Origin of the sequence: Streptomyces sp. NBC_01508, from assembly GCF_045040315.1 — a bacterium.
Lineage (GTDB): Bacteria > Actinomycetota > Actinomycetes > Streptomycetales > Streptomycetaceae > Streptomyces.
This window is the reverse complement of record NZ_CP109419.1, coordinates 1,444,849-1,470,770: the sequence shown is the minus strand read 5'-3', so window position 1 is coordinate 1,470,770 and position 25,922 is coordinate 1,444,849. Positions and strand designations below refer to the sequence as shown.

At 68.7% G+C, this 25,922-nt stretch carries 16 protein-coding genes; 13 read left to right on the top strand and 3 right to left on the bottom strand.

Annotated features, from left to right (window positions below):
- Positions 1–79 precede the first annotated feature (79 nt).
- On the bottom strand, positions 80–733 hold the full coding sequence (locus OG700_RS06635) for a TnsA-like heteromeric transposase endonuclease subunit (protein ID WP_405610320.1): 654 nt from the start codon (positions 731–733) through the stop codon (positions 80–82).
- 421 nt (positions 734–1,154) lie between these two features.
- On the opposite strand from OG700_RS06635, the gene acnA reads away from it, so the two are divergent.
- Both acnA and OG700_RS06625 read left to right on the top strand, forming a co-directional pair.
- Entirely contained in the window at positions 1,155–3,869 is a 2,715-nt protein-coding gene (acnA, locus tag OG700_RS06630; RefSeq protein WP_405621494.1) for an aconitate hydratase AcnA, read from the top strand.
- A gap of 132 nt (positions 3,870–4,001) precedes the next feature.
- A complete protein-coding gene (locus tag OG700_RS06625) occupies positions 4,002–5,423 on the top strand; it encodes a WD40 repeat domain-containing protein (protein WP_405610317.1) in 1,422 nt (473 codons plus the stop codon).
- Between the two features lie 56 nt (positions 5,424–5,479).
- Here OG700_RS06625 and OG700_RS06620 read toward each other — a convergent pair whose 3' ends face one another.
- The gene (locus OG700_RS06620) at positions 5,480–9,331 is read right to left on the bottom strand and encodes a GH92 family glycosyl hydrolase (RefSeq protein WP_405610314.1); all 3,852 of its coding nucleotides are present in this window, start codon (positions 9,329–9,331) and stop codon (positions 5,480–5,482) included.
- A 662-nt stretch (positions 9,332–9,993) separates the two neighbouring features.
- Between OG700_RS06620 and ngcE the strand changes: the two genes are divergently transcribed.
- The 10 genes from ngcE (at position 9,994) to OG700_RS06570 (ending at position 23,893) form a co-directional block, all read left to right on the top strand.
- On the top strand, positions 9,994–11,442 hold the full coding sequence (gene ngcE / locus OG700_RS06615; RefSeq protein ID WP_405610311.1) for an N-acetylglucosamine/diacetylchitobiose ABC transporter substrate-binding protein: 1,449 nt from the start codon (positions 9,994–9,996) through the stop codon (positions 11,440–11,442).
- 48 nt (positions 11,443–11,490) lie between these two features.
- Positions 11,491–12,420, top strand: coding sequence for a carbohydrate ABC transporter permease (locus OG700_RS06610; protein WP_405610308.1), 930 nt, complete (start codon positions 11,491–11,493; stop codon positions 12,418–12,420).
- Complete coding sequence (locus OG700_RS06605) at positions 12,420–13,343, top strand: carbohydrate ABC transporter permease (RefSeq protein WP_405610305.1); 924 nt, start codon at positions 12,420–12,422, stop codon at positions 13,341–13,343. Before OG700_RS06610 ends, OG700_RS06605 begins: the two co-directional genes overlap by 1 nt.
- A 363-nt stretch (positions 13,344–13,706) precedes the next feature.
- Positions 13,707–14,906, top strand: coding sequence for an ROK family protein (locus tag OG700_RS06600; RefSeq protein WP_405621492.1), 1,200 nt, complete (start codon positions 13,707–13,709; stop codon positions 14,904–14,906).
- 121 nt (positions 14,907–15,027) lie between these two features.
- Positions 15,028–16,140 carry a substrate-binding domain-containing protein gene (locus OG700_RS06595; RefSeq protein WP_405610302.1) on the top strand — a complete coding sequence of 371 codons (1,113 nt, stop codon included), beginning with the start codon at positions 15,028–15,030 and terminating at the stop codon, positions 16,138–16,140.
- A gap of 199 nt (positions 16,141–16,339) precedes the next feature.
- On the top strand, positions 16,340–17,128 hold the full coding sequence (locus OG700_RS06590) for an ATP-binding cassette domain-containing protein (protein WP_405610299.1): 789 nt from the start codon (positions 16,340–16,342) through the stop codon (positions 17,126–17,128).
- Positions 17,125–18,432, top strand: a complete 1,308-nt coding sequence (locus OG700_RS06585; RefSeq protein WP_405610296.1) for a sugar ABC transporter permease — start codon at positions 17,125–17,127, stop codon at positions 18,430–18,432. The genes OG700_RS06590 and OG700_RS06585 overlap by 4 nt, the downstream gene beginning before the upstream one ends.
- A gap of 244 nt (positions 18,433–18,676) precedes the next feature.
- Positions 18,677–20,614, top strand: a complete 1,938-nt coding sequence (gene dxs, locus OG700_RS06580) for a 1-deoxy-D-xylulose-5-phosphate synthase (protein ID WP_405621490.1) — start codon at positions 18,677–18,679, stop codon at positions 20,612–20,614.
- 149 nt (positions 20,615–20,763) lie between these two features.
- Entirely contained in the window at positions 20,764–22,281 is a 1,518-nt protein-coding gene (locus tag OG700_RS06575; RefSeq protein ID WP_405610293.1) for an amino acid permease, read from the top strand.
- 43 nt (positions 22,282–22,324) lie between these two features.
- Positions 22,325–23,893, top strand: coding sequence for a glycosyltransferase family 39 protein (locus tag OG700_RS06570; RefSeq protein WP_405610290.1), 1,569 nt, complete (start codon positions 22,325–22,327; stop codon positions 23,891–23,893).
- On the opposite strand, the gene OG700_RS06565 is transcribed toward OG700_RS06570, so the two are convergent.
- Positions 23,878–24,270 carry an NTP pyrophosphohydrolase gene (locus OG700_RS06565; protein WP_405610287.1) on the bottom strand — a complete coding sequence of 131 codons (393 nt, stop codon included), beginning with the start codon at positions 24,268–24,270 and terminating at the stop codon, positions 23,878–23,880. The genes OG700_RS06570 and OG700_RS06565 overlap by 16 nt on opposite strands.
- Before the next feature lie 101 nt (positions 24,271–24,371).
- Between OG700_RS06565 and OG700_RS06560 the strand changes: the two genes are divergently transcribed.
- On the top strand, positions 24,372–25,529 hold the full coding sequence (locus tag OG700_RS06560; RefSeq protein ID WP_405610284.1) for a hypothetical protein: 1,158 nt from the start codon (positions 24,372–24,374) through the stop codon (positions 25,527–25,529).
- The last annotated feature ends 393 nt before the right edge of the window (positions 25,530–25,922 follow it).

Below are 25,922 nucleotides of genomic sequence, written 5' to 3'. Positions count from 1 at the left end.
CACCAGCGAGCCTGTTCAGCTGCCGACACAGGGAACTCCCCGATCCGCGCTGTCGGTGGAACCCACCGTCCCGTCCCGCTCACGGAGTACTTCCACCAGACAGGCGCACGACCGTGCGCGGCCCCAACAGCTCAACCGACAGATCCTCAGCAGCCAGTTCCTGGCGCCAGAGCAGATGGAAGAGCGCGGGCAGCGTTGCAAACCGGTCCCCAGCCGTATCAGCCCCGGCCAGCAGCGGGCCCGGCGTCGCGAAGACCTCCAGAAGCCGGTTCGTGGCCCTGCGGTGCAGGCAACGCGGATGCCGGTAGCGCGATAGCCACCGAACATTCGCCAGCAGAACCGCCTCCGGCGCGCCGACCCGCTCGAACCCCCACCCCGCCTGAGCACAGGCGATCCGCGTCACCTCGAACGCCTCCGCGTCCTTCGGCTCGATCCGCTCATCCGCGCGGACGTCGATAACCACCGCCGAGCCGTCCGTGCGGCGTACGAAGTAGTCCGGGGCGTGCCGACGCTCCCGCTTGCCGTCGCGCCAGTGCAGCCAGAATGGCTGCGAAGCGATCCCCACCACCTCGGGGTCCGAGTCCATGAGCACAAGCCGGTCCCGCTCCAGCCAGGACTCGAAGCCCACGTGTTGCCCAGTCGTAGCCGCCCAGTACCAGCCCGCGAAGTGACGCTCACCACGCGCCCACCGAAACGGCCGTACGGGCGCTGTGTCCTCAAAGCGGGCAGTCACACAGTCCAACAGCGGACGCCGCTGACGCTCGCACGCAGCGTCTATATACGAGAGCTCGACATGCGGCCCCGCGAGTTCTGCCCCAGCCGGTACAGCCACCCAGCACCCCCAGTGCGTACACCCCGTACGACTAGGTTCACTGAGACAGAAGGCGAAACGACTGGGTTCGCTGAGTAAACGACTCGATTGGATGAGACCGGACAAATGCCGCCTGGGCATGACCTCGCAGCGGTCATGTACTAGAGTTATCTCGACATCGAGATATCTGCCGAAGGCGTACCGCAGCCGCCAGGCAGTAAGGCGAACCTAACTTAGCCTTACCTTAGCGGATCGGCGAGCAGCCCGTTGGCGGCACCGCGCGGCGTCAGCCGCACATGCGTCGCGGCGCGGTAGTACGCGCACATTCATGAAGGAGACTGTCGTGTCGGCGAACAGCTTCGACGCCCGCAGCACGCTGCGCGTGGGCGACGAGTCGTACGAGATCTTCAGGCTGGACAAGGTCGAGGGCTCAGCGCGCCTCCCTTACAGCCTGAAGGTGCTGCTGGAGAACCTGCTCCGCACGGAGGACGGCGCGAACATCACCGCCGACCACATCCGCTCCATCGGTGGGTGGGACTCCCAGGCGCAGCCGAGCCAGGAGATCCAGTTCACCCCGGCCCGCGTGATCATGCAGGACTTCACCGGCGTGCCCTGCGTCGTGGACCTCGCCACTATGCGTGAGGCCGTCAAGGAGCTGGGCGGTGACGCCGCGAAGATCAACCCGCTGGCCCCGGCCGAGCTGGTCATCGACCACTCCGTCATCGCCGACAAGTTCGGCACGCCCGAGTCCTTCGCGCAGAACGTGGAGCTGGAGTACGGCCGCAACAAGGAGCGTTACCAGTTCCTGCGCTGGGGCCAGACCGCGTTCGACGAGTTCAAGGTCGTCCCGCCCGGCACCGGCATCGTCCACCAGGTCAACATCGAGCACCTGGCCCGCACCGTCATGGTCCGCGGCGGCCAGGCGTACCCCGACACCCTCGTCGGCACCGACTCGCACACCACCATGGTCAACGGCCTCGGCGTGCTCGGCTGGGGCGTCGGCGGCATCGAGGCCGAGGCCGCGATGCTCGGCCAGCCCGTCTCGATGCTCATCCCGCGTGTCGTCGGCTTCAAGCTGACCGGCGAGCTGACCCCGGGCACCACCGCCACGGACCTGGTCCTGACGATCACCGAGATGCTGCGCAAGCACGGTGTCGTCGGCAAGTTCGTGGAGTTCTACGGTGAGGGCGTCGGCGCGACGTCGCTCGCCAACCGGGCCACCATCGGCAACATGTCGCCGGAGTTCGGCTCGACCGCCGCGATCTTCCCGATCGACGACGAGACCATCAAGTACCTGAAGCTGACCGGCCGTGACGCGCGGCAGCTCGCGCTGGTCGAGGCGTACGCCAAGGAGCAGGGCCTCTGGCTCGACCCGGCCGCCGAGCCCGACTTCTCCGAGAAGCTGGAGCTCGACCTCGCCACGGTCGTCCCGTCCATCGCGGGCCCGAAGCGCCCGCAGGACCGCATCGTCCTGGCCAACGCCAAGGAGCAGTTCGCGCTCGACGTGCGCAACTACGTGACGGACGACGAGGAGGCGGGCAAGGAGTCCTTCCCGGCCTCCGACTCGCCCGCCTCCTCCAACGGTGTGCCGACCCGCCCGACGCTGGTCACCACGCCGGACGGTTCGACGTACGAGATCGACCACGGCGCCGTCACCGTCGCCGCGATCACCTCCTGCACCAACACCTCGAACCCGTACGTGATGGTCGCCGCCGCGCTCGTCGCCAAGAAGGCCGTCGAGAAGGGCCTCACCCGCAAGCCCTGGGTCAAGACGACCCTGGCGCCGGGCTCGAAGGTCGTCACGGACTACTTCGACAAGGCCAACCTCACGCCGTACCTCGACAAGCTCGGCTTCAACCTGGTCGGTTACGGCTGCACGACCTGCATCGGCAACTCGGGTCCGCTGGACGAGGAGATCTCCAAGGCGATCAACGAGAACGACCTGGCCGTCGCCGCGGTGCTCTCCGGCAACCGCAACTTCGAGGGCCGGATCAACCCCGACGTCAAGATGAACTACCTGGCGTCCCCGCCGCTGGTCGTGGCCTACGCGATCGCCGGCTCCATGAAGGTCGACATCACGCGCGACGCGATCGGCGTCGACCAGGACGGCAAGCCCGTCCACCTCGAAGACATCTGGCCGACCGAGGCCGAGGTCAACGAGGTCGTCGCCTCCGCCATCGGCGAGGACATGTTCAACAAGTCCTACCAGGACGTCTTCGCGGGCGACGCCCAGTGGCAGGCGCTGTCGATCCCGACCGGCGACACCTTCGAGTGGGACCCGGAGTCGACCTACGTACGCAAGCCCCCGTACTTCGAGGGCATGACGATGGAGACGACCCCGGTCGCCGACATCACCGGCGCTCGCGTGCTCGCCATGCTGGGCGACTCGGTCACCACCGACCACATCTCCCCGGCCGGCGCGATCAAGGCGGACACCCCGGCGGGCAAGTACCTGACGGAGCACGGCGTCGGACGCCGTGACTTCAACTCGTACGGCTCGCGCCGCGGCAACCACGAAGTGATGATCCGCGGCACGTTCGCCAACATCCGCCTGCGCAACCAGATCGCGCCGGGCACGGAGGGCGGCTACACCCGCGACTTCACGGCGGCGGACGCCCCGGTCGCCTTCATCTACGACGCCTCGCAGAACTACCAGGCGGCCGGCACCCCGCTGGTCGTCCTCGCGGGCAAGGAGTACGGCTCGGGCTCGTCCCGCGACTGGGCGGCGAAGGGCACGGCGCTGCTGGGCGTCAGGGCGGTCATCGCCGAGTCGTACGAGCGCATCCACCGCTCGAACCTGATCGGCATGGGCGTGCTCCCGCTCCAGTACCCGGAGGGCGCGTCGGCCCTGTCGTACGGCCTGACGGGCGAGGAGACGTTCACCTTCACGGGCGTCACCGCGCTGAACGACGGCACGACGCCGGCGACGGTCAAGGTCACGACGGACACCGGCGTGGAGTTCGACGCGGTGGTCCGCATCGACACCCCGGGCGAGGCGGACTACTACCGCAACGGCGGGATCATGCAGTACGTGCTCCGCAGCCTGATCCGCAAGTAGGCATCGCCGGGCGGTACATGGCAGGCTTTCGAGGGCCGCACCTCACGCGCGAGAGCGCGCGGGGTGCGGCCCTTTCGAGGTTCGGACGGCCCCGGTCGGCCGGCCGGCCGCCGGATTCGACGGAGGAGAGCCTTGTCCATCCATCCCTTCTACGGCGTGCGCGTGCTCGACCTCCAACCCGACCGGCGACGGGTGAGATTCCGGGTCTTCGTCGTCGACTACGACGTCGGCCGCCGGTGGCACGCCGAACTCCCCACGGACCCCGGCTTCTTCATGCAACTGCTGTGGGAGAGCGCGGAAGGCCACAAGGGTCCACTGCGCCGAGTGGGCACCTGGCAGGAGCTCGACGACGACGGCTGGCTCGCCGTGAACACCCGGTGGTTCGTCGAAGGCCTCGAACGTGTCGCCGTCCACAACCATCCGCCGTCCGACGAGGACTGGGAGCACATCAATGCCCTCCAGGGGCGGATGCGTGAACGGGACGACGCCTGGCCGGATGAGGACCGTCTCGTGCGGGCCGACTACGAGGTGCGGGTGACCGACCCACGCTGGCTGGAACATCTGGCGCCCGGCCTGAGCTGGCAGAGCGGGTATTACCCGGACCACACCCGCCAGTTGCGTGCCGAGGATGCCCCGCACATACCGGATCTCACGGTTCCGGAGGCCGTCCTCACTCCGTTCGCCGGCTCCGAATCCTCCGTCGTGGCGCTGGCCTTCTCCGACGACGGCCGCTATCTCGCCGTCACCAACGAGGACGGCGAACTGGCCGTCCACGACACGAACGACCGGTCCGAGCGTCTCCACGCGGAACCCGAATCGGCGGGCCGGGACATCATGTGGGTGCCGGGGCGGCATGTGGTCACGCTCAAGGAGGACGAGTACGACGACCTTCTCCCGTGGGCCTACGACCTCGACGCCGACACCGAGATCGACATTCCGGTGGAGCCGGGCCGCGCACGCTCGCGCACCGGACGCTTCCGGGTCGAGTACGGCGGCGGCGACCGGATCGACTTCGTCTCCGGGGGGTCCACACCCGATCGAACGGTACCGCTCGGCGACGAACCCTCACGCCACGTCACGAGTGTGGCCTTCAGCGCCGACGAGACCCGCATGTTCGTCGCCCACGGCCTACAGGTGCGTGTGATCGAGCCCGACACCGGCCGGATCCTGAACACCCTGACCGTACCGGGCAGTTGGCTGGACTCGGTGGCGGCGAGCCCGGACGGCGCGTACCTGGCCGTGGCAACGCGGGACTGGAACGACGAGCGGAAGTGCACGCCGGACATCTACCGGGTAGCGGACCGTCAGCTCATCCTGCGACGGCCGGGCAAGGACCACACAGAGCCCGGCCTCGGTGCACAGGCTCTCGCCTGGTCGCCCGACGGCGCCCGGCTGGCGGCCGTCGTCGAGGACGAGATCCACCTCTTCCGCGTCGGCCTGCCGGCCGAGCCGGCCACCACTCTCCGCCTGGCGTTCACCCAGTTCGACGCGGCCACCTCCCCTGTCCCCGGCTCTCGGGCCGAGCAGGGCCAGGGCCGCCCCGGCGGAGGCTGAACGGCAGGACGGGTCCCGGCGGTGAACCGCCGGGACCCGTCCGCCAAGCAGAACCGCTACCGCAGCAACTCCATCTCCGCCAGCTCGCCCTGACCCTTCGTCACCAGACGGTACTTCGCGTACGACCCCGGCGTCCCCACCGTGAACGCCCGCGTCTGCTGGTCCCACTCGAAGGACTGACCTGACCGCTTGTCGAGCGTCTTCCAGGTCTTGCCGTCCGCCGAGCCCTGCAACTCCCAGGCCCGCGGCGCGACATCCGCGGTCGAGGAGGTGAGGGTGTACTGGACCGCCTTCGTCGCCGACGCCACCGGCAGGTCCACCGGACCCGCCGAACCTCCCACCGCGCCCGCCGTCTTCGACGAGTTGTCGAAGAGCGCGCCCGAGCCGGTCACCGCGTCGCTCCGCGGCGACGGCACCCTGTCGTCCTTCGCGATCGACACCGGCGCCGCGTCCTTGCCGGTGCCCCACGCCGACGGCTTCGCGCCCATGTCGAACTCCAGCGTGCCGCCCTCGGTCAGCAGGTCGTGCGGCAGCGCCGTGGACTTCCACGTCTTGCCGTTGACCTTCAGGCCCTGCACGTAGATGTTCTTGTCGCTGTTCTTCGGCGCCGAGACGACGAGTTTCTTCCCGTTCTCCAGACGCACCGTCGTCTTCGTGAAGAGCGGTGAGCCCACCGCGTACTCCCCGCTGCCCATCACCAGCGGGTAGAAGCCCATCGCGGAGAAGAGATACCAGGCCGACTGCTCGCCGTTGTCCTCGTCGCCGTGGTAGCCCTGCCCGATCTCGCTGCCGGTGTAGAGGCGGCCCAGCACCTCGCGGACCTTCTCCTGCGTCTTCCAGGGCTGTGCGGCCGCGTTGTACATGTACGTGGCGTGGTGCGCGACCTGGTTGGAGTGGCCGTACATGCCCATCCGGACGTCCCGCGCCTCCGTCATCTCGTGGATGACGCCGCCGTACGAACCGACGAACTCGGCGCCCGCGGTCTCCGGCGTCGCGAAGTACTCGTCCAGCTTGTCGCCGAGACCGGCCCGCCCGCCGTACAGGTTGGCCAGGCCGCGTGAGTCCTGCGCCGCCGTGAAGGCGTAGCCCCACCCGTTCGTCTCGGTGTAGTCGTAGCCCCACACCCGCGGGTCGTACTCGCCGCTCGGGACCCGCCAGTCGCCCTTCAGGTTCCGGCCCTGGAAGAAGTCGGCCTTCTTGTCGAAGAGCGAGACGTAGCTCTGCGCGCGGTTGAGGAAGTACGCGGCCTCTTCCTTGTAGCGCTTCTTGCCCGTCTCCTCGTAGAGCTTCTGGCCCATCTTCGCGATGCCGTAGTCGTTGAGGTAGCCCTCCAGCGACCAGGACAGGCCCTCATGGGTCTGGGTGGAGGCGTAGCCGAGGAACGGCGACGTCTCCATTCCCTTGCGGCCCACGCCCGCACTCGGCGGCTTCACGGTCGCGTTCTTCAGCGCCGCCTCGTACGCCGCCTTCGCGTCGAAGTCGACACCCTTCACGTACGCGTCCGCGAACGCCACGTCCGAACTGGTGCCGGTCATCAGGTCGGCGTAGCCGGGGGAGGACCAGCGGGAGATCCAGCCGCCGTCCTTGTACTGCTGGACGAAACCGTCCACCAGCTCGCCGGCCTTCTTCGGCGTCAGGAAGGAGTACGCGGGCCACGTGGTCCGATAGGTGTCCCAGAAGCCGTTGTTGACGTACACCTCGCCCGTGACGATCTTCGCGCCCGTGTGCGTGGGGGAGTCGGTGCCCATCTTCGGTACGAAGGGGCTCGCGTACTGCTGCCTCGGCTTCTTCTTCGTGCCCGTGTTCTCGAAGCCGGAGTTGGGGTACAGGTAGAGCCGGTAGAGGCTGGAGTAGAGCGTGGTGAGCTGGTCCTTGTTCGCGCCCTCGACCTCCACCTTCCCCAGGATGTCGTCCCAGGCGCGCCGCGCGTCCTTCTTGACCCGGTCGAAGCCGAGGTCGGCCGGCAGCTCGTCCGCCAGGTTCTTCTTCGCCTGGTCGACGCCGATCAGCGAGGTCGCGATCCGCAGGTTGACCGTGCGGTCCTGGCCCGCGTCGAAGCGCAGATAGCCGGTGACGTCCTTGCCGCCGCCGCCCGGCAGCTTGCCGCTGCCGGTGACCGCCGCGTCGAAGACGCCGTACACGAACAGCCGGGTGGCGCCCGCCGATCCGCCGCTCTTGACGTCGGAGTAGCCGGTGAAGGACCGGTTTCCGGCGTCGAGGGTCAGCCCGCCCGCGTTGGTGACGTTGTCGAGTACGACGCTCGCGTCGTCACCGGGATAGGTGAACCGCATCGCCGCCGCGTGGTCGGTCGGGGTGATCTCCGCCTTGAGCCCGTTCTCGAACGTCACGCCGTAGTAGTGCGGCTTGGCGATCTCGTTCTCGTGGCGGAACGGCAGCGCGCGGGCCGAACGCGACGCGTCCGGCGTGCCGCCGGCCGCCGACGGCATCAGCTGGAAGGTCTGCCGGTCGCCCATCCAGGGGCTGGGCTCGTGGCTCGCGGACAGCGCCTGAAGTGTGGGCAGGTTGTCGCTGTTGTTGCCGCGTGCGTACTCGTACAGCCAGCTCGTGGATCCCGCGTCGGTCACCGGCGTCCAGAAGTTGAAGCCGTGCGGCACGGCCGTGGCCGGGAAGGTGTTGCCGCGCGAGAAGGAGCCGCTGGAGTTGGTGCCGCGCGTGGTGGACGCGTAGTCCGAGAGGTGCGCCAGGCGCTTCTCGGGCGCCTTCACCGACAGCGTGATGTCGTCCACCCAGCCCTGGAACTTCGCCGGGCCGTGGGGGGAGTCGTACGCGACGAGTATCCGGTCCACCGTCCTGCCGGCGGCGACCGAGCCGATCCGGGAGGCGACGGCGTTCCACTGGTTCACGTACAGCCGCTTCGCGGCGCCCTGGCCCTGGGGTGACAGCGTGCCGCCGTGCGAGTCGAGCGCCTTGAGGTCGCTCAGGTACGTGCCGTCGGTGAAGGCGAGGTCCACCGAGACGTTCGTGGCCGGGTAGTTGAGGTCCGTCTCCGGCATGGAGGGATAGATCTTGTACGACAGCTCCGTGTCGGCGCGCACGGCTGTGTCGACGTCGAAGACCTTGTTGTACGAGTAGCCGCGGCCGTCCGGCTGGTGCGAACCGGCGTACTCCAGCGCGCGCTTGCCGGTGAAACCGGCGTTGGCCTTGGCCGTGGGGGAGCCGCCGGGGCCGCCGTCGACCTGGCTGCGCATGTCGGCGGGCGGCGGCGTGCTGGTGTCGCCGTCGGAGAACTGGATGTCGGCGAGCTGGGTGGCGTCACCGGCGCCGTTGTTCTTGGTGATGTCCAGCCGGTAGTGCGCGTACTCCGTCGAATTGTCGAAGTCGTACGACTTTGTCTGAAATCGTTCGCCGAAGGTCTGGTCCACTTGGGAATCGAGGACTCTCCAGTCCTTGCCGTCCGCCGATCCCTTGAGCGTCCAGTCTTTCGGGTCGCGTTCGGCGTGGTCGTTCGCCGAGGTCAGCGCATAGGTGACGACCTTGACGGGGGCGTCCAGGTCGAACTCGATCCAGGCGGTCGGCTCGAAGGCCAGCCACTTCGTGCTGGACTGGATGTCGACCAGGCTCTCCTTGCCTTCGCCGCCGTCCGCGTTCTCGTCGCTGGCGCGCAGCTCGACGACCCGGTCGGTGACATTGCCCGGGATGCCGGCGTTGAACTCGCCGTTCACGCCCGAGGACCGTTTCTTGCCGTCATCTCCGATATCGACGGTATTGCGCCAGTCCGGCTGGGTGTCGCCCTCTTCGAAGGAGGATGCGAAGGTGTCTTTCGGGGCGTCGGTCCTGGCGGGCTGGGCCACTGCCGCCGAGTGTGCGGTGATGACGAGCAGTGAAGCGGCAGCCACCAGGGCGGCGTGGCGGTACTGCGTGAGCCGGGGTCTTGGTGTGCGCTGCATCCCGAGCCTTCCTCCTGCGGAACCATGATGGACAACGTTGTCAAAAGTCATGCGCGGCTTAAGTAGTGATGCAAGAGGCGCATGGTGTCAAGGGTGTTGCCGGTGTGGAATGGCGGGAACCAGCCACTCCGCCGCAACTGATTCGTGGAATATGCACACAAGTGCCCGTGCCGAGGGCGCGCGAGAGGTCCGGATATCGCGCCGCACGCGATCCGGAGAAAGCGGCGAGATCCGTACGGATGCCACGCGGGCCATCCGAAACCCGTCCTAGGTCTCAACTAGGGAAAGACTCCCGCCCAAACCTGCTTTCGATCTTGCTCAGTTGAGGTGAAGTGGACTATACCTGTCGGCATCCGCCTCGCCAGGCTTCGAACGGCGAAGGACCTTGGGACGGGGGACGGTTGGGTGCCGCGACGCACCCCGCCACCAACCATTCAGGCCGTCCCTGCTGTAATCACGGATCACGCGTCACGCATCACACCCGTCGCATCACGCACCACGCACCACGCACGACAAGACGAACCGCACGCGCACGGCAATCAGCACCACAATCCTGTACGACCAGCTTCATTTGACCGCGGTGGCGGGGCCCTTCTGCCTCAGGCGAGAAGGACGGGCGACCGGTACACCGCCTGAGTCCTGGAGAAGGCGAGGACTTGAGCATGGGATCCACCTCCGCTCACAGCAATGAGGGCCTTGGCCGGCGTGACCTGATCAAGCGTTCAGCCGCAGTCGGTCTGATCACGGTGCCGACGATGAGCTTCCTGGCGTCCTGCGCGAGCGGCGACAGCGGCGGCGACGAGAAGGTCGACAAGGGCAAGACGTCGGCGAAGAACCCCCTCGGAGCCAACGAGACGGCACAGCTCGACGTCGTCATCTTCAACGGCGGGTTCGGTGAGCAGTACGCCATCGACGCCGAGAAGCGGTACAACGCGGCCTTCCCGAAGGCCCCGAAGGTCAAGCACGCGGCCACCGAGAAGATCCAGTCCACGCTCCAGCCGAGGTTCAACGGCGGCACCCCGCCGGACCTGATCGACAACTCCGGCGCCGAGCAGATGGACATGGGCGTGCTGGTGGGCAAGAAGCAGCTCACCGACCTCACCGCGCTGATGGACGCCCCGTCGTACGACGACCCGGCCAAGAAGGTCCGCGACACCCTGCGCCCCGGCATCATCGAGATGGGCCAGTTCGACGGCGACCCTGTCTGGATCATGTACTACGCCTACACGGTGTACGGCGTCTGGTACTCGCAGACGGCGCTGGAGAAGCTCGACGCGACGTACCCCGAGACGTGGGACGACATGCTCGCCCTCTGCGCCAAGGCGAAGAAGCAGGGCATCGCCGGCTGGACGTACGCGGGTAAGCACCCGTACTACCTGCCGTTCTCGCTCTCCCCGCTGATCGCCAAGATCGGTGGCGTCGAGGTCATCGACAAGATCGACAACCTGGAGCCGAACGCCTGGAAGGACCCGGCCGTCAAGACGGCCCTTGAGGCGTACTACGAGCTGTACAAGAAGGGCTACATCCTCAAGGGCACCCCCGGACTGGACCACATCCAGTCGCAGACCGCCTGGACGAAGGGCAAGGCGCTCTTCATCCCGAACGGTTCGTGGGTGGAGAACGAGGCGGCCAAGACGATGCCGGCCGACTTCAACCTCGCCGTCGGCGCGCCGTCCAGCATGGACGCCTCCGACAAGCTGCCGTTCGGCACCCTCTGGGCGTCCGGCGGTGAGCCCTTCATCGTCCCGCAGAAGGCCAAGAACCCGCAGGGCGGCATGGAGTTGCTGCGCATCATGCTCAGCGAGGAGTCGTCGAAGAACTTCACCTCCAAGGTGAAGTCACTGTCCGCCCTGAACGGCGGCACGGACGGCATCGAGCTGACCCCGGGCCTCAAGTCGGCCGTCGCCGCCCTGGACAAGGCGGGCGACAACGTGGTCAACCCGCGGATGCAGGACTGGTACGTCAAGCTGCAGAAGGAGCAGATCGGTGTCGCCTGTCTCGGCGAGATGATGGCCGGGCGTCTCACCCCCGCCGAGACGATCAAGAAGATCCAGGGCTACGCGGATGCCGCCGCGAAGGACCAGTCCATCAAGCACTACAAGCACCAGTGAGTACGCGTCACCAGCGGCGGCATCCGCACACAGATCGGGGTCGGATTCATGCAGCACGGTAAATACCGGTTCATCGTGGGGTTTCTGATCGCCCCCTTGGCGTTGTACGCGATCTTCGTCATATGGCCGTTCATCCAGTCCATCTACTACTCGTTCACGGACTGGACGGGGCTGAGTTCCGACTTCAAGATGGTGGGCTTCGACAACTACACGAAGATGTTCGAGGACGACATCTTCTGGAAGTCCTTGCAGCACAGCGTGCTGTTCGTGCTGTTGCTGCCGCTGGTGACGCTCGCCCTCGCGCTGTTCCTCGCCTTCATGATCAATGTCGGCGGGCGGCAGAAGAAGGGTGCCGCGATCAGAGGCGTACGCGGTTCGGGTTTCTACAAGATCGCCTATTTCTTTCCGCAGGTGCTCTCCGTCGCGATCGTCGCGCTGCTTTTCCAGTTCGCCTACAACCCGGAGAGCGGGGCCATCAACGCGGCGCTCTCCGCGGTGGGTCTGGACAGCATTCAGCCGCTCTGGCTGGGTGACCCGAATCTCGCGCTCTGGTGCGTGATGGCGGTCCTGATCTGGAGCACGGTCGGCTTCTTCGTCGTCCTGTTCTCCGCCGGTATGGCCTCCATTCCGAAGGACTACTACGAGGCGGCGCTGCTGGACGGCGCGGACCGGTTCACGACCTTCTTCAAGATCACGCTTCCGCTGCTCTGGGACACGGTGCAGGCCGGCTGGATCTACATGGGCATCCTGGCCCTCGGCGCCGAGGCGTTCGCGGTCGTACAGATCATGACCATCGGACCGGGCGGCGGTGGTCCCGACTACTCGACCACGATCCTGCCGCTGTACGTCTACCAAACGGCCTTCCGGGACGCCCAGGCCGGTTATGCCACAACGATCGGTGTCGCTCTGCTCGTGGTGACGCTGGCCTTCGCGGCCGTCGTGACGAAGCTGGGCCGGCGCGAGCGGCTGGAGTTCTGATGAAGACCACTGACACGCCTCCGGCCACCCTGCCCGAGGAGCCGCAGGACCGGCGGGCCGTGACCAAGGGGAACGTGCCTCCTCAGAAGGACAAGCGCGAGGGCACCGTCCTCAATGTCTTCTCCCACGGTGTGCTGGTCATCTGGGCGCTCCTGGTCGTCCTGCCGCTGCTGTGGGCGGTGATGTCCTCCTTCAAGGACGACAACTCCATCTTCAGCTCCCCGTGGGCACTGCCGGACAAGCTCCACTTCGAGAACTGGTCGCGGGCCTGGACCCAGGCGCACATGAGCGACTACTTCCTCAACACCATTCTGGTGGTGGGGTGTTCGCTGGTCGGCACGCTGGTGCTCGGCTCGATGGCGGCGTACGTCCTGGCGCGCTTCGACTTCCCCGGGAACCGCTTCATCTACTTCCTGTTCATCGGAGGGATGAGCTTCCCGATCATCCTGGCGCTGGTCCCGCTGTTCTTCGTCATGAACAACATGGGGCTGCTCAACACCACGCACGGTCTGATCCTGGTGTACATCGCCTACTCGCTGCCGTTCACGGTGTTCTTCCTGTCGTCCTTCTTCAGGACGCTGCCGTCGTCGGTGGCGGAGGCGGCGATCATCGACGGCGCCTCGCACACCCGGACCTTCTTCCAGATCATGCTGCCGATGGCCAAGCCGGGTCTGATCAGCGTGGGCATCTTCAACTTCCTCGGGCAGTGGAACCAGTACATGCTGCCGACGGTGCTCAACACCGACCCGGAGAAGAAGGTGCTCTCGCAGGGCCTGGTGCAGCTGGCGGTCAGCCAGGGGTACAAGGGTGACTACTCCGGGCTCTTCGCCGGACTGGTGATGGCGATGCTGCCGGTACTCGCCGCGTACATCATCTTCCAGCGTCAGGTCGTCGCGGGTCTGACGGCCGGCGCGCTCAAGTAGCCGCGCCTGGTCGCGGTTTCACGGTTTCACGGCTCCACCCGACCGCCCTCCGGCCTCCCGCCGGGGGGCGGTTCGCCGTCTTCCGGGGCCGCGTGAGGAGGGTTCGTTCGGTAACCGTCCCGAGCCGAAGGGCAGTTTTTCGCCACCGGTACCGGCCTGAATTCGCCAAAACGGTGATGTTCGCAGGTCAGATGCGTAAGAACGGTGCTCATCCGAGTCCGGCACTGCTCAAGGTCTTGACGGGAAGCGGCCCCAAAGGCTGAGCTTAGAGTTCACAAGTTGGAGATACGCCGGGGTTTCACAGGCGCGACCCCGGCCGGGGGCGGCGTCATGCCGCCTGCCAAAGGCAGGAGTGGATCAGTGGTGGAGACTCCAGGGTCGCAGTCGTCTCTGCACCGGGCGAATCTGGAGCGGGTCGTACGCGCGGTGCGTATGGCCGGCTCGCTCACCCAGGCGGAGATCGCCCGGAGCACCGGACTGTCGGCGGCCACGGTCTCCAACATCGTCCGCGAGCTGCGGGAGGGCGGCACCGTCGAGGTGACGCCCACCTCGGCGGGCGGCCGCAGGGCCCGCAGCGTCTCGCTCAGCGGCGACGCGGGCATCGTCGTCGGCGTCGACTTCGGCCATACGCATCTGCGGGTGGCGGTCGGCAACCTGGCCCACCAGGTGCTCGCCGAGGAGTCCGAACCGCTCGACGTGGACGCCTCGTCGGCGTACGGCTTCGGCCGGGCCGAGGAGCTGGTGGAGCGGCTGATCGAGGCCACCGGGATCGGCCGCCAGAAGGTCATCGGCGTGGGTCTCGGGGTGCCGGGCCCGATCGACGTCGTCTCGGGCACGCTCGGCTCCACCTCGATCCTGCCGGGCTGGACGGGGATCAACCCGGGCGAGGAGATGGCGGGCCGGCTCGGCGTGCCGGTGTACGTCGACAACGACGCCAACCTGGGCGCCCTCGGCGAGCTGGTCTGGGGCAGCGGCCGGGGCGTGAAGGATCTCGCGTACATCAAGGTCGCCAGCGGCGTCGGCGCGGGTCTGGTGATAGACGGCCAGATCTACCGGGGACCCGGCGGTACGGCGGGCGAGATCGGGCACATCACGCTCGACGAGTCGGGCCCCGTCTGCCGCTGCGGCAACCGGGGCTGCCTGGAGACCTTCACCGCGGCCCGCTACGTACTGCCGCTGCTGCGCTCCAGCCACGGCCGCGATCTGACCATGGAGCGGGTCGTGCAGCTGGCCAGGGAGGGCGATCCGGGCTGCCGCCGGGTGATCGCCGACGTCGGGCGCCACATCGGCAGCGGCGTCGCGAACCTCTGCAACCTGCTGAACCCCAGCCGGGTGGTGCTCGGCGGTGATTTGGCGGAGGCTGGGGAGCTGGTCCTCGCGCCGATCCGTGAGTCGGTCTCCCGGTACGCGATTCCGAGCGCGGCCAGACAGCTTTCGGTGCTGCCGGGAGCCCTGGGCGGACGCGCGGAAGTGCTGGGCGCGCTCGCCCTCGTACTGAGCGAGATGGGCGATTCGACCCTCCTGGAGAGCACACTGCCTGTCGGCGCGGCTGTCTTCACTTAGATAACGAATGGCACCGTTGTCATCTCGTTAAGAATTTACTCCTTGACGCTGCGTCTGAGGCGGAGTTGACTTCCAGCCACCTCGGCCGCAACGTCGCGGCCTCGTCAGGGAGGTTTCTGAAGTGAACGCACATCTCCGACGTGCTGCCGTGGCTACCGCCGCCACCGCGATGGCCGTCTCGCTCGCCGCCTGTGGAAGCGCCAAGGAGTCCGGTAATTCGGCGAAGGAGTCGTCGAAGAAGAAGGACGGTCCGCTCACCATTGGTCTGCTCCTTCCCGAGAACCAGACCGCGCGTTACGAGAAGTTCGACAAGCCGCTGATCGAGAAGCGTGTCAGCGAGCTGACGGACGGCACCGGCAAGGTCGTCTACGCGAACGCCAAGCAGGACGCGTCGACCCAGAACCAGCAGGCCGACACCATGGTCACCAACAAGGTCGACGCGCTGATCGTGGACGCCGTCGACTCCAAGGCCATCACCGGCTCGATCAAGAAGGCCAAGGAGGCCGGCATCCCGGTCATCGCCTTCGACCGCCTCGCCGAGGGACCGATCGACGGTTACGTCTCCTTCGACAACGAAGAGGTCGGCCGCGTCCAGGGCCAGGCGCTCCTGGACGAGCTGGGCCCCAAGGCGAAGGACGGTGAGATCGTCATGATGAACGGCGCGATCACCGACCCGAACGCCGCCCTCTTCAAGTCGGGCGCCAAGTCCGTCCTCGACGGCAAGGTGACGGTCGGCAAGGAGTACGACACCAAGGAGTGGAAGCCGGAGAACGCCAACGCCAACATGGAGGGCGCGATCTCGGCCCTCGGCAAGGACAAGATCGTCGGCGTCTACTCCGCCAACGACGGCATGGCGGGCGGCATCATCACCGCACTCAAGGGCGCCGGCATCAGCCCTCTCCCGCCGGTCACCGGCCAGGACGCCGAACTCGCCGGTGTGCAGCGCATCGTCGCCGGTGAGCAGTTCATGAGCGTCTACAAGCCGTACCCGGCCGAGGCCGCCGTCGCCGCCGAGATGGCCGTAGCGGTCGCCAAGGGCGAGAAGCTGGACTCCATCGCCAAGACGAAGCTCGACAGCGCCACCACCAAGGGCATCCCGTCGGTCCTCGTCCCGGTCGTCTCGCTGACCAAGGACAACATCAACGACACGGTGATCAAGGACGGCATCTACACCGTCGACGAGATCTGCACCACGAAGTACAAGGCCAAGTGCGACGCCGTGGGCCTCAAGTAGTCGGTACGCCAGACCGCGGAAACCCGCCCTGAAGCCTGTCCGGCGCCCCGCCCCCAACCGTCCCGCTACCGGGCGGGGCGCCGGACGGACCACTTCACGGTTTTCGCCGGGTCTCCCGTCCCGCAGCACTCTCTTCTGCTCGACCCCCGCGCTCACCACCCCCGGGCGCGGTATCCCCGCCGGCCAGGCGGCGAAGGAGATGGTTCAAGTGACCGCTACGCCCGTGCTGGCGTTGCGAGGGGTCTCCAAGCGGTTCGGTGCCGTGCAGGCGCTCACCGACGTAGAGCTTGAGGTCCATGCCGGACAGGTCGTCGCCCTCGTCGGCGACAACGGCGCCGGAAAATCCACACTCGTCAAGACGATCGCCGGAGTCCACCCCATCGATGACGGCGTCATCGAGTGGGAAGGCCGGCCGGTCGCGATCAACAAGCCGCACGACGCCCAGGAGTTGGGCGTGGCGACGGTCTACCAGGACCTCGCGCTGTGCGACAACCTCGATGTCGTCGGCAATCTGTACCTCGGCCGGGAGCTGCGCTCCTGGGGTGTCCTCAACGAGGTCGAGATGGAGCGCCGCGCCCGCGAACTCCTGAACACGCTGTCGATCCGCATCCCCAGCGTGCGCATCCCCATCGCCTCGCTCTCCGGCGGCCAGCGCCAGACCGTGGCCATCGCCCGCTCGATGCTCGGCGAGCCCAAGCTGGTGATCCTCGACGAGCCCACCGCGGCCCTCGGCGTCGAGCAGACCGCCCAGGTGCTCGACCTGGTCGAGCGGCTGCGCGAGCGCGGTTACGCCGTGATCCTCGTCAGCCACAACATGGAGGACGTCCGCGCGGTCGCCGACAAGGTCGCCGTGCTCAGGCTGGGCCGCAACAACGGCTTCTTCGACGTCGCCGGCACCTCGCAGGAAGACATCATCTCCGCGATCACCGGGGCCACGGACAACGCCGTGACCCGACGCGCGGCGCGCAACGTGGAGGTTACGAAGTGAGCGTCGACAAGACCTCCACGCCGGTCGGCCCCGCCGACGCCGTGCCCGCCGACGACGTGCCCGCGCCCGCCGCCGGCGCGGCCACCGTCGCGGTGGACCCCCGGCTCCTCGTCCGCGAGCAGGGCTTCGCCGGCTATCTGTCGGAGTTCGGGCGCAAGATGCGCGGCGGTGACCTCGGTTCCCTGCCGGTCGTCATCGGCCTGATCATCATCTGGGCGATCTTCACCAGCCTGAACTCGAACTTCCTGACCGCCGGCAACCTCTCCGACATCTCGGTCGCCATGGTCGGCACCGGCATGATCGCGGTCGGTATCGTCTTCGTCCTGCTGCTCGGCGAGATCGACCTGTCGGTCGGCTCGGTCAGCGGTGTGGCGGGCGCCGCCTTCGCGGTCCTCGCGGTCACCCACGGCATGGCCGAGTGGCTGGCGCTGATCCTCGCCATCGCGACCGGCGCCGCCGCGGGCGCCATCCACGGGTTCTTCTTCGCCCGGGTGGGAGTACCCGCGTTCGCCGTCACCCTCGCCGGTCTGCTGTTCTGGAACGGCTTCATGCTCCAGATCCTCGGCGACAACGGCACCATCAACCTCGACTCCGAGGGCCTGGTCGCCAAGCTGACCGGCTACTACTTCACCGACGTCGCCGCCGCCTACGCGCTCGCGGTGATCGCCGTGGCCGGCTTCTTCCTGTCGTCGTTCTTCGACAACCGCCGCCGGGCCGCGGCCGGTGTCCCGTCCCGCCCGCTGAGCGAGATCGTCGTCCGTACGGCGCTGCTGGCCGTCCTGGCCTTCGCCGCCGCGATCATGTTCAACCAGTACAAGGGCCTGCCCCTGGCTGTGCTGATCTTCCTGATCGTGCTGGTGGTGACGGACTTCGTGCTCCGCCGTACCAGCTTCGGCCGCAAGGTCTTCGCGCTCGGCGGCAGCGTCGAGGCGTCCCGCCGCGCCGGTATCGGCGTCGTGGGCGTACGGGTCGCGGTCTTCTCCATCGCGGGCACGTTCGCCGCGATCGGCGGTCTGTTCATCGCCTCGAAGATCACCTCAGCCAACCAGGGCGCGGGCGCCGGTGAGCTGCTGATGAACGCCATCGCGGCGGCCGTCATCGGCGGCACCAGCCTCTTCGGCGGCCGGGGCCGTACCTGGAACGCGCTGCTCGGTGTGCTGGTCATCACGTCGATCCAGTACGGACTGGCGCTCCAGGGCATCGCCTCGCCGATCCAGTACATGATCACCGGTGGTGTGCTCCTCGCCACGGTCGTCATCGACGCCGTCACCCGGAAGACCCAGAAGACCGCGGGCCGCGCCTGACAGCCGTCGCCCCACGTCGTGCCCGGTACCGGAGCCCCGGTGCCGGGCACGTCCGTGTGCCGGACGTACCCTCGGGGCTCGTTCGACCGCCATACGTACACACGCTCGTACGGTGAATGGCGTGCCGCCCGATGACGCACGTCGCGACGGGAACATTAGACTCGGCGGACCGGCATGCCAGATCCGTTCAACGCAAGGAGGCACGGTGACACAGCCGCGCGCAGCGCGACCGCCCGAGGCGGCGGTGGGCGACGGATGGGACCTGCTGACCCGGATCAAGGGCCCGCGTGATCTGGACCGCCTGGGCCCCGAGCAGCTGGACCAGCTGGCGTCGGAGATCCGGTCCTTCCTCGTCGACGCCGTCTCCAAGACCGGCGGGCACCTCGGTCCCAACCTCGGGGTCGTCGAGCTGACGATCGCCCTGCACCGGGTCTTCGACTCGCCGAAGGACAAGGTCCTCTTCGACACCGGCCACCAGTCCTATGTGCACAAACTGCTCACGGGACGTCAGGACTTCTCCAAGCTCAAGGGCAAGGGCGGCCTGTCCGGCTACCCGTCCCGGGCCGAGTCCGACCACGACATCATCGAGAACTCGCACGCCTCCACGGTCCTCGGCTGGGCCGACGGCCTCGCCAAGGCCAACCAGGTGCTGGGCCGCGACGACCACGTGGTCGCCGTCATCGGCGACGGCGCGCTCACCGGCGGCATGGCCTGGGAGGCGCTGAACAACATCGCCGCCGCCAAGGACCGCCCGCTCGTCATCGTCGTCAACGACAACGAGCGCTCCTACGCCCCCACCATCGGCGGCCTCGCGAACCATCTCGCGACCCTGCGCACCACCGACGGTTACGAGCGCTTCCTGGCCCGCGGCAAGGACATCCTGGAGCGCACCCCGGTCGTCGGCCGGCCGCTCTACGAGACGCTGCACGGCGCGAAGAAGGGCCTCAAGGACTTCATCGCACCCCAGGGCATGTTCGAGGATCTCGGACTGAAGTACGTGGGCCCGATCGACGGACACGACATGGAGGCCATGGAGTCGGCGCTCCAGCGCGCCAAGCGCTTCGGCGGCCCCGTCATCATCCACTGCCTCACCGAGAAGGGCCGCGGCTACCAGCCCGCGCTCCAGGACGAGGCCGACCGCTTCCACGCCGTCGGCAAGATCCACCCCGACACCGGCCTGCCGATCGCCAGTTCCGGCGTCGACTGGACCTCGGTGTTCGGTGAGGAGATGGTCAAGCTCGGCAAGGAGCGCGCCGACATCGTCGCCATCACGGCCGCGATGCTCCAGCCGGTCGGCCTGGAGAAGTTCGCGAAGGCGTTCCCGGACCGGGTGTACGACGTGGGGATCGCCGAGCAGCACGGGGCGGTGTCGGCGGCCGGCCTGGCCACCGGCGGACTGCACCCCGTCTTCGCGGTGTACGCGACCTTCCTCAACCGCGCCTTCGACCAGGTCCTGATGGACGTCGCCCTGCACAACTGCGGAGTGACGTTCGTCCTCGACCGCGCCGGTATCACCGGCACCGACGGCGCCTCCCACAACGGCATGTGGGACATGTCGATCCTCCAGTGCGTGCCCAACCTGCGGATCGCCGCCCCGCGCGACGCCGACCAGGTACGCGCGCAACTGCGCGAGGCCGTCCAGGTCGATGACGCGCCGACCGTGGTGCGCTTCTCCAAGGGCGCCGTGGGACCCGCCGTCGCCGCCGTGGGCAAGGTCGGCGGCATGGACGTGCTGCGCAGGCCGGCGGAGGGCACGGGCGAGGCCGACGTACTGCTCGTGTCGGTCGGCGCGCTCGCCCCGATGTGCCTGGAGATCGCCGATCTCCTCGACAAGCAGGGCATCTCGACGACCGTGGTCGACCCGCGCTGGGTCAAGCCGGTCGACGAGGCGCTCGCGCCGCTCGCCGAGCGGCACCGCGTCGTCGTCACCGTCGAGGACAACAGCCGGGCGGGCGGCGTCGGTTCGGCCGTCGCCCAGTCGCTGCGGGACGCCGGGGTCGACATCCCCCTGCGGGACTTCGGCATTCCGGCGCGCTTCCTCGACCACGCGTCCCGCAAGGAGTTGCTGGCCGAGATCGGACTGACGGCGCCGGACATCGCGCGCCAGGTCACCGGCCTCGTGTCGCGGATCGACGGCCGTATGGCGGGCGAGCCGTCGGCCGAGGAGATCACCCGCGACTGACGCGAGCGAACACATCGGCGGATGGGCCGGTCGGACTCCCTGTACGGGTGGTCCGACCGGCCCATCCGTGTGAAAAAAACGCTTCCGGGCACCGGGGCCGCCGGGCACCTCTCGATCATGGCGGCAACCACGCACACGGAGGTACGCCGGTGAGCACCCAGCACGACACGGGACCGCACGACACGGGACCGGGAAACAACTCGCTGTTCCGCACGAAATCCGTCGAACAGTCCATCCAGGACACCGAAGAGCCGGAACACGCGCTCAAGAAGTCGCTCTCCGCGCTGGACCTCACCGTCTTCGGTGTCGGTGTCATCATCGGCACCGGCATCTTCGTTCTCACCGGCGCCGTCGCCAAGGACAACGCGGGCCCCGCCACCGCCCTCGCCTTCGTCGTCGCCGGCATCGTCTGCGCCCTCGCGGCCGTCTGTTACGCGGAGTTCGCGTCGACCGTGCCGGTGGCCGGGTCCGCGTACACCTTCAGCTACGCCTCACTCGGCGAACTGCCCGCCTGGATCATCGGCTGGGACCTGGTCCTCGAATTCGCCCTGGCCACCGCAGTGGTGGCCGTCGGCTGGTCCGGCTATGTGCGGTCACTGCTCGACAACGCGGGCTGGCACCTGCCCGACGCCCTCGCGGGCACCAGCACCGAAACCGGCTTCGGCTTCGACCTGTTGGCCTTTCTGCTGGTCCTGCTGCTGACCGGGATCCTCGTCCTCGGGATGAAGCTCTCGGCCCGCGTCATCGCCGTCGTCGTGGCCATCAAGGTGGCCGTCGTCCTGATCGTCATCATCGCGGGCTCGTTCTTCATCGACACGGCGAACTACTCGCCGTTCATCCCCAAGGCCGAGCCGCAGTCCGCGGGCGCCGGACTCGCCTCCCCGCTCGTCCAGTTGATGTTCGGCTACGCCCCCACCAACTTCGGCGTCATGGGCATCTTCACCGCCGCCTCCGTCGTCTTCTTCGCCTTCATCGGCTTCGACATCGTCGCCACGGCCGCCGAGGAGACGAAGCTGCCGCAGCGCGACATGCCGCGCGGCATCCTCGGCTCGCTGATCATCTGCACCGTGCTCTACGTCGCCGTGTCCATCGTCGTCACCGGCATGCAGCACTACACCGACCTCACCGTGGAAGCACCGCTCGCCGACGCCTTCAAGGCCACCGGGCACCCGTTCTACGCGGGTGTCATCAGCTTCGGGGCCGCCGTCGGCCTCACCACCGTCTGCATGATCCTGCTGCTCGGCCAGACCCGGGTGTTCTTCGCGATGAGCCGGGACGGGCTGCTCCCACGGGTCTTCTCGCACGTCCACCCCAAGTTCCGTACCCCGTACCGCTCGACGGTGCTGCTCGGCGGGATCATCGCGATCGTCGCGGGCTTCACCAGCATCGAGGAACTGGCCGCCCTGGTGAACATCGGCACGCTCTTCGCCTTCGTCGTCGTCGCGATCGGCGTGGTCATTCTCCGCCGTACCCGCCCCGACCTGCCGAGATCCTTCCGCACCCCGCTGGTGCCCTGGCTGCCGGCCCTGTCGGTACTCGCCTCCCTGTGGCTGATGCTCAACCTGCCGGCCGAGACCTGGCTGCGCTTCGGCATCTGGATGGCCATCGGCGTGGTCGTGTACTTCGTCTACGGCCGCCGCAACAGCCGCCTCGGCAAGTCCGGCTGACGCCACGTCGGTCACACCACCCCGCCCCGCACGAAGGTCGCGCATGCCCGTCGAGCCGCCGTCCGCCGCACCCGGCCCCGCACCCACCCGGCGGGAGCCCAGCAGACCGCACGCCGGCAGACCGCGGCGCGGCAGACCGCGGCCCACCCGGCCCCGGCCCACCCGCCCGGCCCCGCCCGGCTACTGGCGACGGCTGCTGCCCCTCCTGGCCGCCCTCGCCCTCGTCACCCGGCTCCCGTCCTTCCTGCACCCCTTCTGGAGCCCGGACGAGGGCTATCTCGCCGTCCAGGCCCGGATACTGGCGGGCGGCGGGGAGCTGTACGAGACGGTTGTCGACCGCAAGCCGCCCCTGCTGCCGTGGCTGTACGAGGCGACGTACACGGTCTTCGGCGACGGATCGCAGCACGCGGTCAAACTCCTCGCGATCGCCGCCCAGTTCACCACGGCGGCCCTGCTCGCCGCCCTCGCCCGGCGCCGCTGGGGCGACCGGTCCGGTGTCACGGCCGGGGTCCTGTTCCCGCTGATCTCCTGCGGGCTCATCCCGCAGGACACCCAGGCCACCACCTTCGAGGTCTTCATACTGCCGTTCACGGCGGCGGCCGTCCTCTGCGCCGACCGGGGCCGCTGGTGCGCCGCCGGAGCGGCGGTCGCCGGCGCGTTCCTCACCAAGCAGACGGGCGGCGTGGTCCTCGTCCCCGTCCTGTGGCTGCTCTGGCGCGCCCACGGCCCCGCCCCGAGGCCCGGCACGCTCCCAACGGCCCTGCTGCGTACGGCGGTCGGCTTCGCCGCACCGGTCCTCGCCGCCGCGCTCCTCACCGACCCGGAAGGCTTCGTCTTCTGGACGTTCACCGGATCGGGGTCGTACGCCTTCTCCCTCGACGGCTCCGGACTCCACGTCCTGATCCGGGCGTTCGTGAACTCCGCGGTGCTGTGCCTCGCCTGCGCCGGGCTCCTCCCGCCGCTGCGCAGGGCCGCCCTGCGAACCACCCGCCACCCGGCCGGGAGAGACCTCACGGATCTCTGGGTCTGGTTCGCCGCGTCCGCCGCGGCCGTCGCCGTCGGCTTCCACTTCTTCGGCCACTACTTTCAGCAACTCCTGCCCCCGATCGCCCTGTTGGCCACCGCCGCGCTGCGGTCGCTGCCCCACGAACGGCTCAGGTCCGTCCTGTCGGCGCCGGCCTGTGTCTGCGGGCTCTTCGTGATCTGGTCCGTCTTCGCGCCCCGCTCGGAACTGGACCACGCCGCCCGCGTCGCCACCGCCGTACGGGAGCACACCGCCCCCACGGACCGCGTCCTCGTGTGGGGGATACACCCGGAGACCTACCGGCTCGCCGACCGCGCCCCCGCCAGCCGCTACTTGACCGCCGGGCTCCTCACCAACTTCAGCGGCGGCCGGGCGGGCCCCCAGGTGGGCGAGGAGTACGCCGTGCCGGGCGCCTGGCGGGTCTTCGCCGCCGAGATGAGGGCGCGGCCCCCCGCGCTGATCGTCGACGACTCACGGGGCAAGCCGTACGCCCCCGAACATGTCCCGACGCTACGGCGGTTGCTGGCCGACCGGTACGAGCCGCTTCCCGCCACCGTCGAGGGCACCGTCTTCTACGTCCGCTCCTGAGGCAGTTGACGCACCGTCCGGGGACCCACGCACCGCGCCCCGTACGCCTCGACCCGCCGCCGCAGCTCCCGGTCGGCGGTGACGACGACACAGGCGCGCTCTCCCGCGCCCCCGGCCAGTTCGGCGATCAGGTCGTCACCGCTGCCCGGCGCCGACTCCACCCGTACGCCGGGCACCGACTCCACGCCCCGCGCCCGGCCCTCCACCACCAGCACCAACTCCACGGGCCCCGGCACCCCGGCGTCGGGCAGCCCGTGACCGGCGACCGGCACCAGCCGGTCCCGCAGCCGCTCGGCCGCCGCGTGCCGGTCGCGCCACCATCCGTCGGGCACCGAACCAACCACGTTGGCCCCGTCGACAATCAGTAGAATCCGCACTTCAGGAGCGTGCCACAACAACTGGGGCGGTACGGATCCCGCTCGCCCGCGAATGCTATCGTCGGGGAAATTTCATGCGCTGGGGAAGGTGGCAGTGGGTCATGGCACTGCGGTCCGCACGGACGTCGAAACGATCCGGACGCAGCCCCGGCGAGGCCCCGGACACCGGTGCCCGGCCGGCTGAATCCACTCCCGTTCCCGCGGCCGACGGCACACTGCCCGCGACCACCGGCTGGCTGCTGCGGGGCAAGGACGGCAGGCTCACCGCCTACGCCCCCGCCCAGGACGGCGTGCTGCGCTGGACGGAGGAACGGCTCGGCGGCCCGCGCTGGTCCGGCCCCGAACTCCTCCCGGCCCCCGGCCTGTTGCCCTATCTGTCCGTCGCCACCGGCGCCCAGGGCTATGTCCATCTGGTGGGCCTGCGCCGTACGCCCGCCGCAGGCGGCCAGATCCGCACCGACGTCGTCTACGCCGTCCAGTTCCAGACCGGCCGCCCGCTGCGGGACTGGCAGCCGCTCGGTACGCCGTACCCGAAGGATCTCGCCAGAGGAGGGCTGCTCGGCCTGCCCTCGGCGGTGATCGACCCCAACGGCTCGCTGCACCTCTTCGCCCGCAACGCGGGCCGCGGTCTGTCGGCCCGGCTCCAGAAGGCCAGCGGGGCCTGGCTCGCGTGGGCGGACCTCAAGGGGTCCCGGATGACCGGCGAGGCGGCGGCCGTCGTGGGCGAGGACGGCCTGATCGAGGTCCTGGCCCCGACCGACGACGCCGTCATGCGCTGGCGGCAGCCGAAGGTGGCGGCCAAGGCCGAGCGCGACCCTAAGAGCTTCGTGGCCCGTGTCACCCCCGGCACCCTCACCTCGGAGCGCACCGGCGCCGACCGGCTCACCCACTACTGGCGCGACACCGACGACCGTACGGTGCACGCCTGGCGCCTCGACGAGGGCGAGACCGCCCCGCTGGGCGGACCCGGCACCGGGCCGATCGCCCTGCTCCGTACGCCCGTCGACGGCCACGACTGCACGATCCTGGCCCAGCGCGGCCTCGACGGCAGGCCCATGCTGGCCGCGTACCCGACACAGGACGAGGCGGCGGGCGTCACCTGGACACCGACCGGTGAGCGCTGCGTGGGCACCCCCGCGCTGGCCCTGGACGGGCGCGGCCGGGTGGTGATGGCGGCGATCGGCACGGACGGCGGCCTGCGGGTGGCACGCCAGAAGGCGGAGCCGGGGCTGGCGCTGGAGGCGTGGTCGCGGGTCTGAGGCCGGTGCCGGGTTCCGCGCCCGCGGACCGGTTTCGTCCTTAGGGCGTGTTGCGAAAGTAGCGCCGTCCGCCCGAAGGGCGGGGCCGACGGCGTCTGGTGCGTGCGATCGCAAGGCGGAGGATCGTGCTCGTACTGGGCGTACTTGGACGAGTCCGACAACGCGGCGAGTGTGCGTGCCAGGCGTCGTCGGCCAGGCGGGACTTTCGCAACACGCCCTAGCGCCGGACGGGCTGGGTGGGTTGCGGTGGTGTCCGGGTGCCGCTCCGGGGTCATGGCCGGACGGCGTGATTTACGCCGCGCGCAGGGTTCGTTGGACCCGACGACCCAACCTGTCCACGCGACACAAATCAGCCTGGGTGTCCGACCACGACCCCTACGCGTCCCCCTTCCA

What these genes read in the sequence shown, in the direction of transcription:
- OG700_RS06620 (WP_405610314.1), bottom strand. Translation starts at nt 9,331, where the DNA reads ATGCAGCGCACACCAAGACCCCGGCTCACGCAGTACCGCCACGCCGCC.
- ngcE (WP_405610311.1), top strand. Translation starts at nt 9,994, where the DNA reads ATGGGATCCACCTCCGCTCACAGCAATGAGGGCCTTGGCCGGCGTGAC.
- OG700_RS06610 (WP_405610308.1), top strand. Translation starts at nt 11,491, where the DNA reads ATGCAGCACGGTAAATACCGGTTCATCGTGGGGTTTCTGATCGCCCCC.
- OG700_RS06605 (WP_405610305.1), top strand. Translation starts at nt 12,420, where the DNA reads ATGAAGACCACTGACACGCCTCCGGCCACCCTGCCCGAGGAGCCGCAG.
- OG700_RS06590 (WP_405610299.1), top strand. Translation starts at nt 16,340, where the DNA reads ATGGTTCAAGTGACCGCTACGCCCGTGCTGGCGTTGCGAGGGGTCTCC.
- OG700_RS06570 (WP_405610290.1), top strand. Translation starts at nt 22,325, where the DNA reads ATGCCCGTCGAGCCGCCGTCCGCCGCACCCGGCCCCGCACCCACCCGG.
- OG700_RS06560 (WP_405610284.1), top strand. Translation starts at nt 24,372, where the DNA reads ATGGCACTGCGGTCCGCACGGACGTCGAAACGATCCGGACGCAGCCCC.